The sequence below is a fragment of the Dyadobacter sp. UC 10 genome (assembly GCF_008369915.1).
GTDB lineage: Bacteria > Bacteroidota > Bacteroidia > Cytophagales > Spirosomataceae > Dyadobacter.
Window position 1 is genome coordinate 1452075 of record NZ_VSRN01000001.1, and the last position, 15926, is coordinate 1468000.

Annotated in this window: 19 protein-coding genes; 16 read left to right on the forward strand and 3 right to left on the reverse strand. The window is 46.1% G+C overall.

Going from position 1 to position 15926, the window contains the following annotated elements:
• Positions 1 to 116: 116 nt before the first annotated feature.
• A complete protein-coding gene (locus tag FXO21_RS05680) occupies positions 117 to 1892 on the reverse strand; it encodes an ABC transporter ATP-binding protein (RefSeq protein ID WP_149639189.1) in 1776 nt (591 codons plus the stop codon).
• A 138-nt stretch (positions 1893 to 2030) separates the two neighbouring features.
• Here FXO21_RS05680 and FXO21_RS05685 point away from each other — a divergent pair, with 138 nt between their 5' ends.
• The 16 genes from FXO21_RS05685 (at position 2031) to FXO21_RS05755 (ending at position 15486) form a co-directional block, all read left to right on the forward strand.
• On the forward strand, positions 2031 to 2591 hold the full coding sequence (locus FXO21_RS05685) for a DUF4126 domain-containing protein (RefSeq protein WP_149639190.1): 561 nt from the start codon (positions 2031 to 2033) through the stop codon (positions 2589 to 2591).
• Positions 2588 to 3514 (forward strand): helix-turn-helix domain-containing protein, encoded by a 927-nt coding sequence (locus FXO21_RS05690; RefSeq protein ID WP_149639191.1) that lies wholly within the window; start codon positions 2588 to 2590, stop codon positions 3512 to 3514. Before FXO21_RS05685 ends, FXO21_RS05690 begins: the two co-directional genes overlap by 4 nt.
• 87 nt (positions 3515 to 3601) lie before the next feature.
• A complete protein-coding gene (locus FXO21_RS05695) occupies positions 3602 to 4987 on the forward strand; it encodes a glycoside hydrolase family 88 protein (protein WP_149639192.1) in 1386 nt (461 codons plus the stop codon).
• Between the two features lie 198 nt (positions 4988 to 5185).
• A complete protein-coding gene (locus tag FXO21_RS05700; RefSeq protein WP_149639193.1) occupies positions 5186 to 6010 on the forward strand; it encodes a sugar phosphate isomerase/epimerase family protein in 825 nt (274 codons plus the stop codon).
• 40 nt (positions 6011 to 6050) lie between these two features.
• Positions 6051 to 7196 (forward strand): Gfo/Idh/MocA family protein, encoded by a 1146-nt coding sequence (locus FXO21_RS05705; protein ID WP_149639194.1) that lies wholly within the window; start codon positions 6051 to 6053, stop codon positions 7194 to 7196.
• Positions 7193 to 7963, forward strand: coding sequence for a 3-ketoacyl-ACP reductase (locus FXO21_RS05710; protein WP_149639195.1), 771 nt, complete (start codon positions 7193 to 7195; stop codon positions 7961 to 7963). The genes FXO21_RS05705 and FXO21_RS05710 overlap by 4 nt, the downstream gene beginning before the upstream one ends.
• Before the next feature lie 112 nt (positions 7964 to 8075).
• On the forward strand, positions 8076 to 9317 hold the full coding sequence (locus FXO21_RS05715; RefSeq protein WP_149639196.1) for an MFS transporter: 1242 nt from the start codon (positions 8076 to 8078) through the stop codon (positions 9315 to 9317).
• 301 nt (positions 9318 to 9618) lie between these two features.
• A complete protein-coding gene (locus FXO21_RS05720) occupies positions 9619 to 9996 on the forward strand; it encodes a hypothetical protein (protein ID WP_149639197.1) in 378 nt (125 codons plus the stop codon).
• Positions 9997 to 10164: 168 nt separating this feature from the next.
• Positions 10165 to 10503 carry a type II toxin-antitoxin system HigB family toxin gene (locus FXO21_RS05725; protein ID WP_149639198.1) on the forward strand — a complete coding sequence of 113 codons (339 nt, stop codon included), beginning with the start codon at positions 10165 to 10167 and terminating at the stop codon, positions 10501 to 10503.
• Positions 10476 to 11123: a helix-turn-helix domain-containing protein gene (locus FXO21_RS05730; RefSeq protein WP_149639199.1), complete on the forward strand. Its 648-nt coding sequence runs from the start codon at positions 10476 to 10478 to the stop codon at positions 11121 to 11123. The genes FXO21_RS05725 and FXO21_RS05730 overlap by 28 nt, the downstream gene beginning before the upstream one ends.
• A 93-nt stretch (positions 11124 to 11216) precedes the next feature.
• Positions 11217 to 12329: a Gfo/Idh/MocA family protein gene (locus FXO21_RS05735; RefSeq protein WP_149639200.1), complete on the forward strand. Its 1113-nt coding sequence runs from the start codon at positions 11217 to 11219 to the stop codon at positions 12327 to 12329.
• A 12-nt stretch (positions 12330 to 12341) separates the two neighbouring features.
• Positions 12342 to 13454: a Gfo/Idh/MocA family protein gene (locus FXO21_RS05740; protein WP_149639201.1), complete on the forward strand. Its 1113-nt coding sequence runs from the start codon at positions 12342 to 12344 to the stop codon at positions 13452 to 13454.
• 24 nt (positions 13455 to 13478) lie between these two features.
• Complete coding sequence (locus FXO21_RS05745) at positions 13479 to 14474, forward strand: glycosyl hydrolase family 18 protein (protein WP_149639202.1); 996 nt, start codon at positions 13479 to 13481, stop codon at positions 14472 to 14474.
• A gap of 44 nt (positions 14475 to 14518) precedes the next feature.
• Positions 14519 to 14959 carry a DUF6934 family protein gene (locus tag FXO21_RS05750; RefSeq protein WP_149639203.1) on the forward strand — a complete coding sequence of 147 codons (441 nt, stop codon included), beginning with the start codon at positions 14519 to 14521 and terminating at the stop codon, positions 14957 to 14959.
• 12 nt (positions 14960 to 14971) lie between these two features.
• Positions 14972 to 15148: a hypothetical protein gene (locus FXO21_RS28700; RefSeq protein WP_192579168.1), complete on the forward strand. Its 177-nt coding sequence runs from the start codon at positions 14972 to 14974 to the stop codon at positions 15146 to 15148.
• Positions 15145 to 15486, forward strand: coding sequence for a protein-tyrosine-phosphatase (locus FXO21_RS05755; RefSeq protein WP_149639204.1), 342 nt, complete (start codon positions 15145 to 15147; stop codon positions 15484 to 15486). The genes FXO21_RS28700 and FXO21_RS05755 overlap by 4 nt, the downstream gene beginning before the upstream one ends.
• On the opposite strand, the gene FXO21_RS05760 is transcribed toward FXO21_RS05755, so the two are convergent.
• Positions 15481 to 15696 (reverse strand): helix-turn-helix transcriptional regulator, encoded by a 216-nt coding sequence (locus FXO21_RS05760; RefSeq protein WP_149639205.1) that lies wholly within the window; start codon positions 15694 to 15696, stop codon positions 15481 to 15483. The genes FXO21_RS05755 and FXO21_RS05760 overlap by 6 nt on opposite strands.
• Positions 15696 to 15911, reverse strand: coding sequence for a helix-turn-helix domain-containing protein (locus tag FXO21_RS05765; RefSeq protein ID WP_149639206.1), 216 nt, complete (start codon positions 15909 to 15911; stop codon positions 15696 to 15698). The genes FXO21_RS05760 and FXO21_RS05765 overlap by 1 nt, the downstream gene beginning before the upstream one ends.
• Between the last annotated feature and the right edge of the window lie 15 nt (positions 15912 to 15926).

The window sequence follows — 15926 nt, forward strand, 5'->3', positions numbered from 1 at the left end:
TTAGGCATCTAGCCGTCGTCGGTGTTGTCACCGACGAAAGCAGTAACGCCAACTTGGGCACTTAGCCATCGTTGGTGTTGTCACCAACGAAAGCACTAACACCAACAAAGCCACTACTAAACAGTACCGATCTTGTGTACTTCCTTATATTGCATCCGGTACAGATTCGCATAAAATCCTTCCTTTTCCAGCAGCTGATCATGGTTCCCTTCTTCCACGATCTGCCCCTTGTCGACAACGATAATTTTGTCGGCTTCCTGGATTGTCGATAACCTGTGCGCGATAACGATGGCAGTTCTTCCTTTCATCAGCGTTTCGATCGCGTGTTGGATCAGCTCTTCTGTTTCGCTATCCACCGAGCTGGTTGCTTCGTCTAACACAATGATTTTCGGTTCATGAACCATTGCCCTCACAAATGAAATTAACTGTCGCTGTCCAACCGAAAGCGTCGCGCCGCGTTCCATAACATTGTAAGTATAACCTCCCGGTAATCTTTCAATAAAATCGTGTACTCCCACCAATTTTGCAGCTTCCACGATCTTCTCGTGCGTGATTGTCGAATCACCCAGGCGGATGTTGTTTTCGATGGTATCTGAAAAAAGGAATACATCCTGCAAAACAACGCCGATATGTTTCCGGAGTGCATTCAGTTCATATTCGTGCACTTCTACACCGTCGACGTAAATGCTGCCTTTATTAATATCGTAAAACCGGGTCAATAGATTGATAATGGACGACTTGCCTGCCCCTGTTGCACCGACAAACGCAATTGTTTCGCCTTCATTCACTTTAAAATTGATATCCCTTAATACATATTCCTCTTCGTTATAAGCAAACCACACATTCCGGAACTCCACATTTCCCTTGATCAAAGGCGGGTCAAATGTGCCTTCGTTCGAAGTATACTCGTCACTATCAAGCACTTTCAAAATCCTGTCCGTACTGACAATACCCATTTGTAAAGTATTGAACCGATCGGCCAGCTGGCGGATCGGGCGAAAGAATAAGTTTATAAACATCACAAATGCCGTGACTGTACCAAATGTGACTTCACTCTCCAATATCTGCTTTGATCCGTACCAGACCACCAATCCCGTCCCCGCGGCCGCAATTACATCAGCCACCGGGTAGTAGATCGAATAATACAGTATCGATCGGATATTCGCATTGCGGTGTACCTTATTGATTTCTCTGAATTTTTTATATTCAATGTCTTCACTGCTGAAAATCTGCACAATGCCCATTCCCGTCAGATGCTCCTGAACAAAAGAGTTCAGATTAGAGACGGCTGCCCGGACTTCATTAAACGAGTCTTTGATTTTTTCTTTAAAAATATAAGTACAGAACAGCATCAAAGGTATCATCGACAAACTGATGAGCGACAATTTCCAGTCCGTATAAAACATCACCGCGATGATCAATACTAATTGCAGAATATCCCCTGCAATCGCCGCCATGCCGTCACTGAACACATTTGAGAGGGTTTCTACATCGGAAATCGTGCGGGTCACGAGCCTTCCGATCGGCGTATTATCGAAAAACTTCAACCGCAGACTGATAATCTTCTGATAAAGCTGCACGCGGATATCCCGGATGATATACTGCCCCAGCCAGCCGGACATATAAGTGTTCCAGAACTGTGCAAGCCCCTGAAAAATCGTCACCACAACCATCACAATCAGCATGATTGTCAGCTGTTTGTAATCACCATTTGCGATCGGCGTATCGATAGTGTACTTGATCAGCAGCGGGGTGAGCGGCGCAAGAAGTGCGTTCAGCAAAATGATCCCGATCAGCAGATAAAACTGCTTCTCATAAGGTCGAACGAATGCATATAAACGTCTTAATGTAGGTAGATCGAATATCTGGCCGCTTTTGGTTTCCTGATTCACCTGGTATTGATTTGAATTGGTTTTGACTGGGGTTCATGGTCAACAAAGTAAATTAAAAAAATGTCACCAACGATTTGAAAAAACTCCCTTCGAACGTGTATCTTTCTACAAACCTGTATCACAATGATCACGAACTGAATGGAGCTATTTCTCAGTATCTGCCTAGGGATTGGCCTCAGTGCCAGTTGCGGGTTCCGGGTTTTTATGCCCATGCTCCTTGCTAATATTGCCGCCATGAACGGTTGGATTACGCCAGGAGAACAGTTCGCCTGGCTTGCAACCTGGCCGGCATTTTTTGCGCTTCTGAGCGCTACGATCCTCGAAATAGGAGGCTATTACATTCCTTTCGTCGACAACCTGCTGGATACAATCGCAACCCCGGCGGCGGTGATTGCGGGCACTCTCCTCACTACGTCCGTCATCGAAATCGACAGCCCGGTAATCCACTGGGGCCTCGGGCTGATCATTGGCGGCGGCACTGCCGGCATTGTCCAGCTCGGGACCGGCGCTTTGCGGTTATTATCTTCCAAAACGACTGCCGGGCTAGGAAACCCAGTCGTCTCGACCGCAGAGAATGTTGCGTCTTTTACGATTTCGGGACTGGCTATTTTCCTCCCTATTATCGCAATCGCGTTGGTAGTTTTGCTGTTTTTATGGCTTTTTAAAAAACTTTCGAATATGAAAAAACGCAGCCCATGATCCCAGTGTCAGACGCAATACCTATCCATTCACTGCCGAAAACACCCAGTCAGGTACCCGCATTAAAGATATTCCGTTTTAAAAACAGCGTTGAGATCGACAGGGAACTGGCGATTCCGTTGCCCATTACTCCCCTGCCAACCGATACCCCGCACCGACACACTTATTATGAGATTCTTTTTGTGGAGGAAGGTCAGGGTTTCCATGAAATCGATTTTCATTCTTACACGGTACAAGGTGCCGGCTTGCATTTCCTGACACCCGGCCAGGTCCACCTGTTGACTTTTTCCAGCTCTTTCCAGGGGTTTATAGTCGCCTTCTCCGAAGATTTCTATACTTTTTACAACCCTGTAAACCAGCCGCTTTCGCAGCTGCCGTTCTTTCAGCCTACACGCCGGCAGCCGATTATTACGCTATCAGAAACAGAAAAAAGGTATTTCCATAACATCCTGGAAAACATGGTCTCTGACCATTTGAATGGAGAAGCGGATCAGGCACTTATTGGCCGGTATCTGGGCGTGTTTTTGCAAAAATGTGCACTATTGAGTCAGCATCATGTACAACCTGAAGAATCAGGGGCGCAAAGTATCCCGGAGCTGATCGGCAGATTTCAGGAAATGGTTGAAAAAAACTTTCGCCAGATGCATGAAGTGAAACAATATGCAAATGCTCTTTCTGTGTCTCCCGATTATTTAAGTAAACTCACCAAAAAATACCTCGGTACACCCTCCCAGGAATATATCCTTGACAAGCTTCTGCTCGAAGCAAAACGTCTCCTCGTCTTCACTGGTCTGAGCAGCAAAGAGATAGCCTATCACATTCACCTTGACGACCCCTCCTATTTCAGCCGCATCTTTAAAAAGAAAACCGGACTGACGCCAAACGAATACCGTGACCAAGTACGGAAAAGTACCATCCATTAGCCGATTTGTACCTTGATCCGGTTTTTTAGCCATTATATCTTTGTATTATCCTATATTTAAAATACTAAATAATACTATCCGGATATTATGCAGATTAGGAACGACCTTACCGCAGCAGCGCTGCAACCCAAGCTTGACAAACTCTGGCAGCTTTCCGCCGAGAAAATTGACCTGATCAACAAAGAATACGACAACTCGAAAGGCACCCCGGTATTTACTGTCAATGGAAAATACACGCTGAGAGGCTGGACGGAATGGACGCAGGGATTTCAATATGGCGCGGAGGTTTTGCAGTTTGATGCAACCGGCGACACTAAATTTTTGGATTCAGCCAGAAAGAATACTGTCAACTATATGGCGTCGCACGTGGGCCATTTCGGGGTTCACGATCACGGTTTCAACAATGTAAGTACCTACGGAAATCTTTTGCGATTGATGAATGAAGGTCGCATTGAAGAAAACGAGTGGGAGCGTAACTTTTATGAAATTGCTTTAAAAATATCAGGCGCGGTACAGGCCAAACGCTGGACTAATACTAAAAATGGCCAGGGCTACATTCACTCTTTTAATGGTCCGCATTCCCTTTTTGTAGATACGATCCGCTCAGTTCGCGCATTGATGGTCTCGCATTTAATGGGACATAGTTTGATGGGTGAAAACGACGTAAAAACCAGCCTGCTCGAACGCGGAACGCTGCATTCCATTGCTACCGCCAACTATTCGGTTTATTACGGCGAAGGCCGCGACAGTTATGATCTGTGGGGCCGCACGGCGCATGAAAGCGTTTTCAATACCAACGATGGAAATTATCGGTGTCCTAATTCACAGCAAGGATTTTCAGGATTTACGACCTGGACGCGCGGACTTGCCTGGGCAATGGTTGGTTTTGCCGAACAACTGGAATCGCTGGCAAGTTTTTCAGACGAAGAACTGTCGCAACTGGGAGGGAGAGCAGAAATTGAGAGGATTTATCTGAAAGCAGCCAGGGCAACCTGTGATTTTTATATCGAAAATACAGCCGCAGACGGCATTCCCTACTGGGACACCGGCGCTCCTCAGATTCACAGGCTGGGCGATTACACAAGCCGCAAGTCTGATCCATATAACGAATTTGAACCTATTGATAGCTCTGCGGCCGCAATTGGCGCGCAAGGCTTGTTGAGATTGGGCAAATACCTCGAAGCAAAAGGCCAGCAGGAAGAAAGCCAGAAATACTGGCAGGCAGGTCTGACCGCAGTGGATTCGCTTTTCGCTGAACCTTATCTGTCAACAGACCCTACACATCAGGGATTGATCCTGCATTCCATTTACCACCGTCCAAATGGCTGGGATAACATTCCGGCGGGTCAGAAAATACCTTGCGGCGAGTCGAGCATGTGGGGGGATTATCACGCACGCGAAGTGGCACTCTACCTGCACCGGATTAATAAGGGACTGCCTTACTACAGCTATCTGGGTGCGGTGAGGGAATGAGGTTTTTGTCATTGATAGGTATTATTAGTCATTGGGTCATTAGTTGTTTATAGATGAATCTAGTCTCGTAGTTTAGGATTGCGCACTACAAATGACCTAATGACAATAAGTGACTATTAAATGACCACAAATGACAATAAGTGACCATCAATGACCACCCCTCACCACAAAATGACCATTCTATAAATCGAATTGACCTTGGAAAACATAACACTGAACCGTTGCTGCATCCATACCATAACGACCAAGCCCTGGGAACTTTCCGAGGCGGTGGAGAAATATGCGGCGGCAGGTATTAAAGGAATAAGCGTCTGGCAGAATGCCGTAGAACGGATCGGTCCTCGACATGCCGGAGAGCTGATCCGGGCTGCCGGACTTGAAATTGTTTCCTACGTGCGCGGCGGTTTTTTCCCGCATACAAGCAGCGCAGGCCGCGCGCAGGCGATCGATCACAACAAAAAATTGCTCGAAGAAGCCGCAGCTTTGGGAGCGCCGATGATCGTGCTCGTTTGCGGCGCATCACCTGATCAATCGCTCGAAAAATCGAGGGAGCAGATCAAAGAAGGCATTCAGGCCATCTTACCACTTGCCGAAAAACTGAATGTAAAACTGGCCATCGAGCCGTTGCACCCGATGTATGCTGCTGATCGGTCGGCGATTAATACGTTGGCGCAGGCTAACGATATGGCCGAGCATTTCAACTCGCCATTTGTAGGCGTGGCAGTGGATGTATATCACTTATGGTGGGACGGGGATCTTGAAAATGAAATCGCAAGGTGCGGCGCAAAGGGAAACCTGCTGGCATATCATGTCTGCGACTGGAAGGTTAATACCATCGATTTACTTAACGACCGCGGCTTAATGGGCGAAGGCTGCATTGACCTGAAAAAGATCAGGGGCTGGGTCGAGGCGGCAGGTTTTAATGGATTTTGCGAAGTAGAGATTTTTTCAAATATCCATTGGGCCAAAGACCAGAATATATTCCTCAAAGAAATCACCGACGCTTTTTTAAAAACAGTATAAAAAACTAACTGCTAACCACTAATAGCTAACAGCCAATACAATGACTACACATAACATCGGCATCATCATGAACGGCGTAACCGGCCGCATGGGTACCAACCAGCATTTGCTGCGATCGATCAAAGCAATCAGGGAACAGGGTGGTGTAAAGATTTCTGCGGATGAAGTGATCATGCCGGATCCTATTCTGGTAGGTAGAAACGAATCCAAATTACAGGCACTTTGCAAACAATCCGGCGTACAAAAATATACGACCGACCTGGATTCGGTCATGTCCGATCCCAATTACCAGATCTATTTTGATGCACAGGTAACGGGTCGTCGCGCTGCTGCGGTGAAGAAAGCTATTCTGGCCGGCAAACATATTTACTGCGAAAAACCGACGGGCACTACTACCGAAGAAGCATTGGAGCTATATGATCTGGCTACAAAAGCAGGGCTGAAAAACGGCGTAGTGCAGGATAAGCTATGGCTGCCCGGCATGCTGAAATTAAAGCGTTTAATGGAAAATGGATTTTTCGGAAAGATCCTTTCTGTGCGCGGCGAATTCGGTTATTGGGTTTTCGAAGGGCATAGTATTCCTGCCCAGCGGCCTTCGTGGAATTATCGTAAAGAAGATGACGGCGGTATTATTGTAGATATGCTCTGCCACTGGCGCTATGTGCTGGATAACCTTTTCGGAAAAGTAAAAGCAGTATCCTGCCTCGGCGCTACACATATCCCAGAACGTATCGACGAAAATGGCAATCCCTATAAATGTACCGCCGACGATTCCTGCTACGCGACGTTTGAGCTGGAAGACGATGTAATCGCACATTTCAACTCTTCGTGGACAGTACGTGTGCGTCGTGATGACCTTTTGACATTACAGGTGGACGGAACACACGGATCAGCCGTAGCTGGCCTGCGCGATTGCTACATTCAGCATTACGGAAATACGCCTAAGCCGGTCTGGAACCCGGATATCGCACAACCGATCCCATTCTTTGAGGGTTGGTCTAAAGTACCTGAGCAGGAGTTGTTTGATAATGCATTCAAGGCGCAATGGGAGCTGTTTTTGAAACATATTGTAAAAGACACGCCATTCCCCTGGGATCTGAAAGCGGGTGCGCGCGGCGTGCAATTGGCGGAAAAAGGTTTGGAAAGCTGGGCAAAACGCGCCTGGGTTGATATTGAAGAACTATGAAAAAGACCGCTCTGATTACAGGAGGAAGTCGCGGGATCGGTTTTGGCATTGCAAAAGCATTGGCCAACGAAGGTTACAACCTGGCGATCAATGGAGTACGCGGCGAAGAAAGTGTTACGGAAGCATTGGCCGAACTGAGAAGCCTCGGCGCGGAAGTCGTGTATTGTCAGGGAAGCATTGCCTCAGCAGCAGATCGGGAGGGGATCATTGAGAAAGCATATTCTGCTTTGGGCGAGATCAATATACTGGTCAATAATGCAGGAATCGCTCCCCGCGTGCGGCTCGACATTCTTGAAACGACCATTGAGAATTACGAAGAAGTAATGACCACCAATTTGCAGGGGCCGTTTTTCTTCACTCAGGCCATCGCGAAAAGAATGGCGCATACGAAACAAAACAACCATGCTTTTGAAGCGACGATCATTTTCGTAACGTCCATTTCGGCTACGGTCGCCTCCGTAAATCGCGGCGAATATTGTGTTTCAAAAGCGGGACTGGCGATGACAAACCTGCTTTTTGCAGTAAGAATGGCCGAATTCAATATCCCTGTTTTCGAGATCAGGCCCGGCATTATATCGACAGATATGACATCCAAAGTCCAGGAAAAATACGATAACCTGTTCCAAAGCGGCATTGCACTACAACCACGCTGGGGCACGCCCGAGGATGTGGGAAAAGCAGTAGCCTCTTTGACGCGAGGCGATTTCCCCTACTCCACCGGTCAGGTAATTGGTGTGGATGGGGGGATGTTGATTGATAGATTGTGACCAGCTTTTAGCTATTGGCCGTTGGCTTTTAGCTGTTAGTTTTAAGTATTGTCTTTGATAACTATTTCACAAAAAGCTAAAGGCTAACAGCTAATGGCTAAAAGCTCCTGAAATGTCCGAACTTCCTACTTCCCGTCCTTCTCTTTTCTCGCAATTAATGCAGGTGCCGGTTATTGTGGCGGCGCTGGGTTATCTGGTCGATATGTACGACCTTTTTTTGTTCAGCGTGGTGCGCGTCCCGAGTTTGAAGGCGCTCAATGTGCCCGAAGACCAATTATTGACAGAAGGTATCAGTTTGTTGAATTACCAAATGGCGGGTATGCTGATTGGCGGTGTTTTGTGGGGAGTGATTGCTGATAAAAAGGGCCGCCTTTCGGTATTGTTCGGCTCTATCATTATGTATTCTCTGGCTAATATTGGCAATGGTTTTGTTACCTCCCTCGACCAATATGCAGTATTGCGCTTTATCGCTGGTGTCGGTCTCGCCGGAGAACTGGGAGCCGGTATTACACTGGTAACTGAGGTTTTACCGAAAGAAATACGGGGTTATGGCACAACGCTGGTGGCAACTTTGGGTGTGCTGGGCGCTATTCTGGCTTATTTTGTGGCTGATCTGTTTGCCTGGCGGATATCTTATTTCGTAGGCGGCGGCATGGGCTTGCTGCTGCTGGTACTGCGGTTCAACGTCTTCGAATCCGGCATGTTCAAGCATGTAAAGGAAAAGGCGGTCGACCGGGGTAATATTATGATGATTTTGACCAATGGAAAACGCTTTGGGAAGTATATGATGGCGATTTTGGTCGGGCTGCCGATCTGGTTCGTAGTTGGTATCCTGATCACCTTTTCTCCCGAATTCGGGGCTGCAAAAGGAATTGAAGGTATTAATGCGGGAAAGGCGGTCATGCTTGCATTCTCGGGACAAGTGGCCGGCGATATTGTGAGTGGCTTATTAAGTCAGTATTTAAAAAGCAGAAAAAAGGTGATCAGACTGTTTATCCTGCTTTCGCTAGCGATGGTGGTTGGCTACCTCATGATCCCGATGACTGATCTCTTCTCATTTTATCTGCTCTGTACCCTGCTCGGTTTTTGCAATGGCTACTGGACTTTATTCATTACCATCGCCGCAGAACTATTCGGAACCAACCTTCGGGCAACTGTAGCTACGACGGTTCCTAACTTCGTGCGGGGCGCTACGATTCCCCTTGCGGCTTTATTTGTCGGCTTCAAACCTGATCTGGGCGTAATACAAAGTGGTCTCGTAATCGGGGTCGCCACTTCCGCGGTCGCGTTGCTTGCATTGTATTTCCTCGAAGAAACTTTTACAAAAGACATGGATTTTGTCGAGAAGGAATAGTTCCAGATATTTTTGTCTGCTTAGAAAATGGCTGTCTGCATTGCAGGCGGCCATTTTTTTTAACAGTTATTAACATATTGGAGTGCAACATCATGCATCGAAACGCGCTCATTAGACCAAAAATAAGTCTACACCATTCAACCGCTCAATTGCTCATGACAGATATCAACCATTCATTTACCTAAAATCCCCACTCCTGTACTTTGTTATACATAGTACTGGGTTTAGTCGCACCTTTGTTATGTCCTCAGGGACAAAAAGAAAATCAAATCAAAACAACAGCCATAAAAATAAAATAGCCATGAAAACTTCAGTTAAAACTTTCGCATTAGCTTTCGCATTCGTAGCCGCTGCTTTCACTGCCAACGCAGAAGACAAAGAAGCAAAAAAAGCAGCCCTGGGAACAGGCGTTTATCCAACCAAAGCGGGTAAGATCAATGTTTTAGTAGACAAGAGCAACACTGAGTCCAACACAGTTTTGTTACTTAAAAATCAGCACGGAGAGGTTGTGTACCGTGAAACAGTTGATAAAAAACAACAAAAATTCGGTCGCGTTTTGAATCTCGACAGCATGGAAGCTGGTCAGTACAAGCTGGACATTATCAGCGGAAAGGATATTCAATCCAAAACTTTCCAGTTGTCGGAAGAAAAAGTAGAGCGTGTGGTGACCGTCAAGTAATTCACTTTTTAAGGTTCAGATCAAGCTCCCGGGTTCGCCCTGGGGGCTTTTTTTGTTTTTAAATTTTCGCAGAGTGTGTTACCTCCGGAGCAATGTTACGTCTAAGATTAAGGATAAACTTTAAAGTTCTACTTTTTATAGAACTTTTGACTTAAATTTAACCAGGTGATGCGACTTCAAGGGAAGGGTATTCTATTCAGGCTAAGGGATAAAAATCGTGGAAATGTTAAATTGTCAAAAGCTATTGATCAGCTAATTCAAGATCTCGAGAATGCCAAAATTAACTCACTTAGCGAGATCAAACTGGTTCGTAGTGACGCCGAGAAAGTGCACAATGCAGGGTATTACTTTGTAGATATTCATAATCACAGGACCCTGATACTAGTAGTTATTGAGGATCAGGAAGCGACAATCGTTTGGGCTGGGCACCATCAGGATTACGAACGAACATTTAGGAACAACAAAAAAAGCATTGAAAAATGGCTAAAAAACAACAGTCTGCTGTAACGTCGGCCTTTGACGCCAGGGAGATAGTGAGACGAGGCGAACTGACATCAGAACTGGATATGCAGCGAGCTGTGTGGGCGGAAAGATCTTTAAGGCTGCTTAGTAAGGAACAACCCGATCTGGAACCTTTGAGAAAACAAGTTAGAGATCTTATAATCAGTTATGAATCACTTCATTGGTCTGATTTTGACTCAATTCCAAAGAGCCAGTTTAAGGAGAGCGACAAAGCAGAGAGGCAAGTCAAAAAAGAATTTGTCTTTTTCAAACGAAGAAAGGAATTGATCATCGCAAAACTGAAAAATTATGGTCTTAATCAAAATGATCTCGCCGTACTCCTCGCTCACAGTAAGTCGTATATTTCTGAGCTGCTTAGCGGCACACGGTCATTTGCGATGAACGACTTAATTATCATTCACAAATTGTTCGACATTAAACTAGACGAGCTTATCAACATAGAAATACCGGCGGAAGTTGAGATCAGGTTTAAAGATGTGATTCAAAAGGCAGCTAAAAGGGAAAGAGATTCTTCTCAAACAATCCCCGCCGCCGAGTTGCAGACTGACGCTGCAAAACCAGGCAAGCCATATAGTGACAGTAAAGCATACAGAAAACATATATAGAAAAGTATTCGTAGCGTGGGTTAGGACTTAAAATAAGGAGATAAACCTTTCAAAAACCTTTTCCAGTTGTTTTCAACACTCTAACAACTGATAATGAACTCCCGTCGCGATTTTCTACAAAAGCTTTCACTAGGCATCGGAGCTGCCACGCTTACTGATCTGACTCCCGGCACAGCTGCTAATGTCACTTCCAATCAACCCGCCGACAAGCAACTCCGCGTCGCATTAATGGGCCTTGGCGGTTATGCAAATATTGTGGCGCGCGGCATGAAAGAATGTAAAACCGCGAAATTGGTGGGAATTGTAACCGGTACGCCGTCTAAAATTCCGGAATGGAAACAGAAATATGGGATTGAGGATAAGAATGTATACAACTACGAAAATCTGCACGAGATCAAAAACAACCCGGATATTGATCTGGTATATGTGATCACCCCCAACTCGCTGCATCACAAACATGTATTGCAAGTTGCAGCTGCCGGAAAACATGTAGTTTGTGAAAAACCGGTGGCCGACAATGCGAAACAAGCCAGGGAAATGATCGCGGCTTGTGAAAAGGCCGGGGTGAAATTTTACATTGGTTATCGGTTGCATTTTGAACCGCATACCAAAGAACTGATCAGAATGCGTGAGGCCGGGGAATTTGGTAAAATTATGCACGTCAACAATTATGCAGGTTTCAAAATCGGCGATCCCACGCAGTGGAGACTAAAAAAAGCATTGGCAGGAGGCGGCGCGATGATGGACGTGGGGGTTTATTCCACTAATGGAGCGAGGTATTGTACCGGCGAGGAGCCGATCTGGGTTACGGCGCAGGAATCTAAAACGGATCCTGTGAAATTTAAAGATGTGGACGAAACGGTTACTTTTCAACTCGGTTTTCCAAGTGGAATCATTGCCAACTGCGGCTGCACTTATAATTTCAATCACGTAGAAATGCTGCGCCTGATGGGCGAGAAAGGCTGGGCGGAAATGAACCCTGCCTTTGGTTATGGCCCGATCCGCGGTACCACACACAAAGGTGCCATCGACCAGCCCGACGTAAATCATCAGGCTTACCAAATGGACGGCATCGCAGACGCGATTTTAAATGGAAAACCAGACCCGAATGTAACCGGCGAAGAAGGATTAAAGGATATGCTGGTGATCGACGCTGTTTACGAATCGCTGCGCAAGAATGGGGCGAAGGTCTTTATCAAAAAATAATTACGCATTACTATGGATTCTCGTCGGGATTTTCTTCAAAAACTAACATTAGGAATCGGCGCTACCGCCCTCTCCGATTTGCCGGCAGCTGCGAGCGAACTTTACTCCGGCCCAAAAGCCGACAAGCAATTGCGGGTCGCAATTATGGGTCTGGGCAGCTACGGAACGCGCGTGGCCGAGGCAATGAAAGATTGCAAAATGGCCACGCTGGTCGGTGCCGTTTCGGGTACACCTGCCAAGCTGGAAGACTGGAAAAAGAAATACAATATTCCCGAAAAGAACACTTATAACTACGAAACCGTCAGCAAGATCAAGGATAATCCGGAAATCGACCTGGTGTACATTACCACACCTAACTCACTGCATCACAAACACGTACTTCAAATTGCAGCGGCTGGGAAACACGTACTTTGTGAAAAACCGGTAGCTGACAATGCCAAGCAAACCCGGGAAATGATCGCGGCTTGCGAGAAGGCCGGAGTAAGATTTTACATTGGTTACCGCATGCATTTTGAGCCGCACACCCGCGAGCTGATCCGCATGCGCGAGTCGGGCGAGCTGGGTAAAATCATGCACGTGAACAATTATATGGGTTTCAAATCCGGCGATCCGAATCAATGGAGGCTGAAAAAGGCTTTGGCTGGCGGCGGCGCGATGATGGATGTGGGGATTTACGCTTTGAATGGCGCACGGTATGCGACAGGCGAAGAGCCTATTTGGGTGACGGCCCAGGAAACCAAAACCGACCCGGTGAAATTCAAAGAAGTGGATGAAACGATTATGTTTCAGCTCGGCTTCCCGAGCGGCGTAGTAGCGAGCTGCGGCACGACTTACAATTTTAATAATTATGAAAGACTGTATGTGATCGGCGAAAAAGGGTTTGTGGAACTCAGTCCCGCATTCAGCTACGGTCCAATCAAAGGCCGGACGCACAATGGTCCGATGAACCAGCCCGTGATCACCCACCAAACCCTGCAAATGGACGGAATCGCCGACATTATTCTCAACAACAAGCCCGACCCGAATGTAAGTGGCGCCGAGGGATTGAAGGATATGATCGTGGTCGACGCGGTCTACGAATCCATCCGCAAAGGCGGGGCGAAAATTATGTTAGCAGGCAAATAGCTTTTCTCACTCCAAAGAATCACCATGAAATTCCCGAAGTTGTTCATTCAATGCATCTCCGCCTTCATGGTGATTCTTGCATTTAATACTAGTTGCAGTAAGAAAAGCGTCAGCGTTTCTAAAGGCGAAAATTCCTATGCTACATTTAAAGTGATCGGCTATTTACCCAATGGCAACAATCTGCAAGCTGGTGCCAATCAGGTTGATTTTACCAAAATCACACATTTGTACATTGCTTTTATCAATCCAGATTCGCTCGGGAACCTCACAAGAACTGAATATCTTAAAGAAGTTGCCACACTCGCGCATTCGAAAAACGTAAAGATCATGGCTTCGATCGGCGGCGGCGGCGCGCCGAAATATTATCCTTCTTTTTTAATTGGAGAAAAGAAAGAAAAACTAATCAAAGACCTTGTAAATCTGGCAGTTGACAACAACCTCGACGGTATTGACGTAGACCTGGAAGGCGCATTGATCGATGCTAATTACGAAAGTTTTGTGATCGATTTGGCAGCTGCATTGAGACAGAAAAACAAACTCATTACAGCCGCCATCGCCACAGTTTACAAAACTCAGTTTACCGACAAAGCATTGGCACAATTCGATTTCGTCAACATCATGTCTTACGACCGCACCGGCCCGTGGCGCCCAGACAAACCCGGCCCGCACGCCCCCTACTCCATGGCCGAAGAAGACCTCCAATACTGGCTCGAAACCCGCAAAATCCCCAGAGAAAAACTTACACTCGGCGTCCCATTCTACGGCTACGGCTTCGGCGGCACCGCCCCGGAAAGTATGTCTTATAAAAACATTCTCCGGCAATATCCCGACTCCATTAACCAGGATCAGATGCATTTGAATGGCGGGGTGGTTTATTATAATGGTCTGCCTACGATTCGAAAGAAAACGGAACTGGCGAAGCAGAAGGTGAGTGGGGTGATGATCTGGCAGTTGTTGCAGGATAGTACCGGGGTGAAGTCGTTGTTGGGGGAGATTGATGGGGTGGTGAGGGGGAAATGATTTCTTGCGATATTCGCAGTATTCTTACACACTGTTTTCTATTAATGAATCTTGACAAATACACACTAAAAGCAGAGGAAGAATCGACAGTTTTTTGGTTTGAGAGTATTGGTCCGAAGGGAACGATATCAAAGATTGTTCAATTCGAACTCATTGAGGAAAACGGGTATTATAACCTGGCTCTTGGCGATTTCGATCCGCTAACCGGCGGTGTCAATGACTTGAGTGTTTCCAACAACCGGGATACAGATAAAGTCTTGGCTACCGTTGCCGCAGCTCTTTTCCGATTTCTTGATCAATATCCAGACGCAGTCGTTTATGCAGAAGGCAGTACCGATACACGAACAAGACTTTATCAAATGGGTATCACAAGGTTTTACGAAGAGGCTAGATCCCAACTTTATCTTTTTGGAAAATTGGATGGGAGGTTCGTTCCTTTTGTTCCCAATGAAAGATATAGCGCTTTCCTCGTGAAAAGAAAATAGTTAAATTGCATTATGAAAAAGGCAGAAAAAAAGTGGTCAGAAGTTGTTCCGAAGGTGGAAATTGACCCATCATTAGCTAAATATCGAAATACTAGCCTTTTCCCGGAAAAAGTTGCGAAGGCGAAAGAGTCGCTTAAAAATTCCTTTATTCCTGAAATCATGCGCCCCAAAGTGCCTGCTGAAAAGTGAGCCGACCCAATATCCTGGTCATTTGCGGAAGAAATAAAAGGCGAAGCCGCACGGCTGAGCATATCTTCAAGAATGACTTTCGCTTCAATATCCGATCCGCTGGTCTAAGTCCTCAAAGCAATAGAAAAATTTCTGAAAACGACTTGAACTGGGCTGATTTGGTACTGGTGATGGAAACCGATCAGAAAACCAAGATCCGGAAAGTGTATCAGCATTTGGAGCTACCTGCGATTGAAGTGCTCGAAATCGCGGATGATTATGAATTTATGGATGAAGAGCTTGTTGACACTTTGAAAGTCAAAATGAATGCTTTATTAGCTTTGAATTACGAGCTATAAATAGACCAGCTCTTCCAATCGGACTCCCAGCGCCAAAGCAATCTCATACAAAGAATAAAGCGAAGGCGATACCTTTCCATTCTCTATCCTTTCAATTGATTGCCTGTCTTTTTCACAAGCCCGGGCCAGATCTGACTGACTCCAACCTTTTTCTGTTCGGAGTTGAACAATCCTTTTTCCTACTAGTTTTTGCAGTTCAATTTTTTCCACTAGGAAGGCAGTTCCAAGTCTTTGAAAACTGCTTTTAGCAGATCACATGGATCAACATCCATTGCAAGCGCAATCAGGTAGAGTTCTTTTGCTCTTAAATGCGAGCCTTCTTTTAGAGTCAGTTCGCTAATTCTTGAAGCACTGATACCAGTCTTGCGCGAAATCTCCGCTTTATTAATTGACTTTCTTCCGAGATATAGGCCCAATTCTGTCATAGATTTTACTTACCA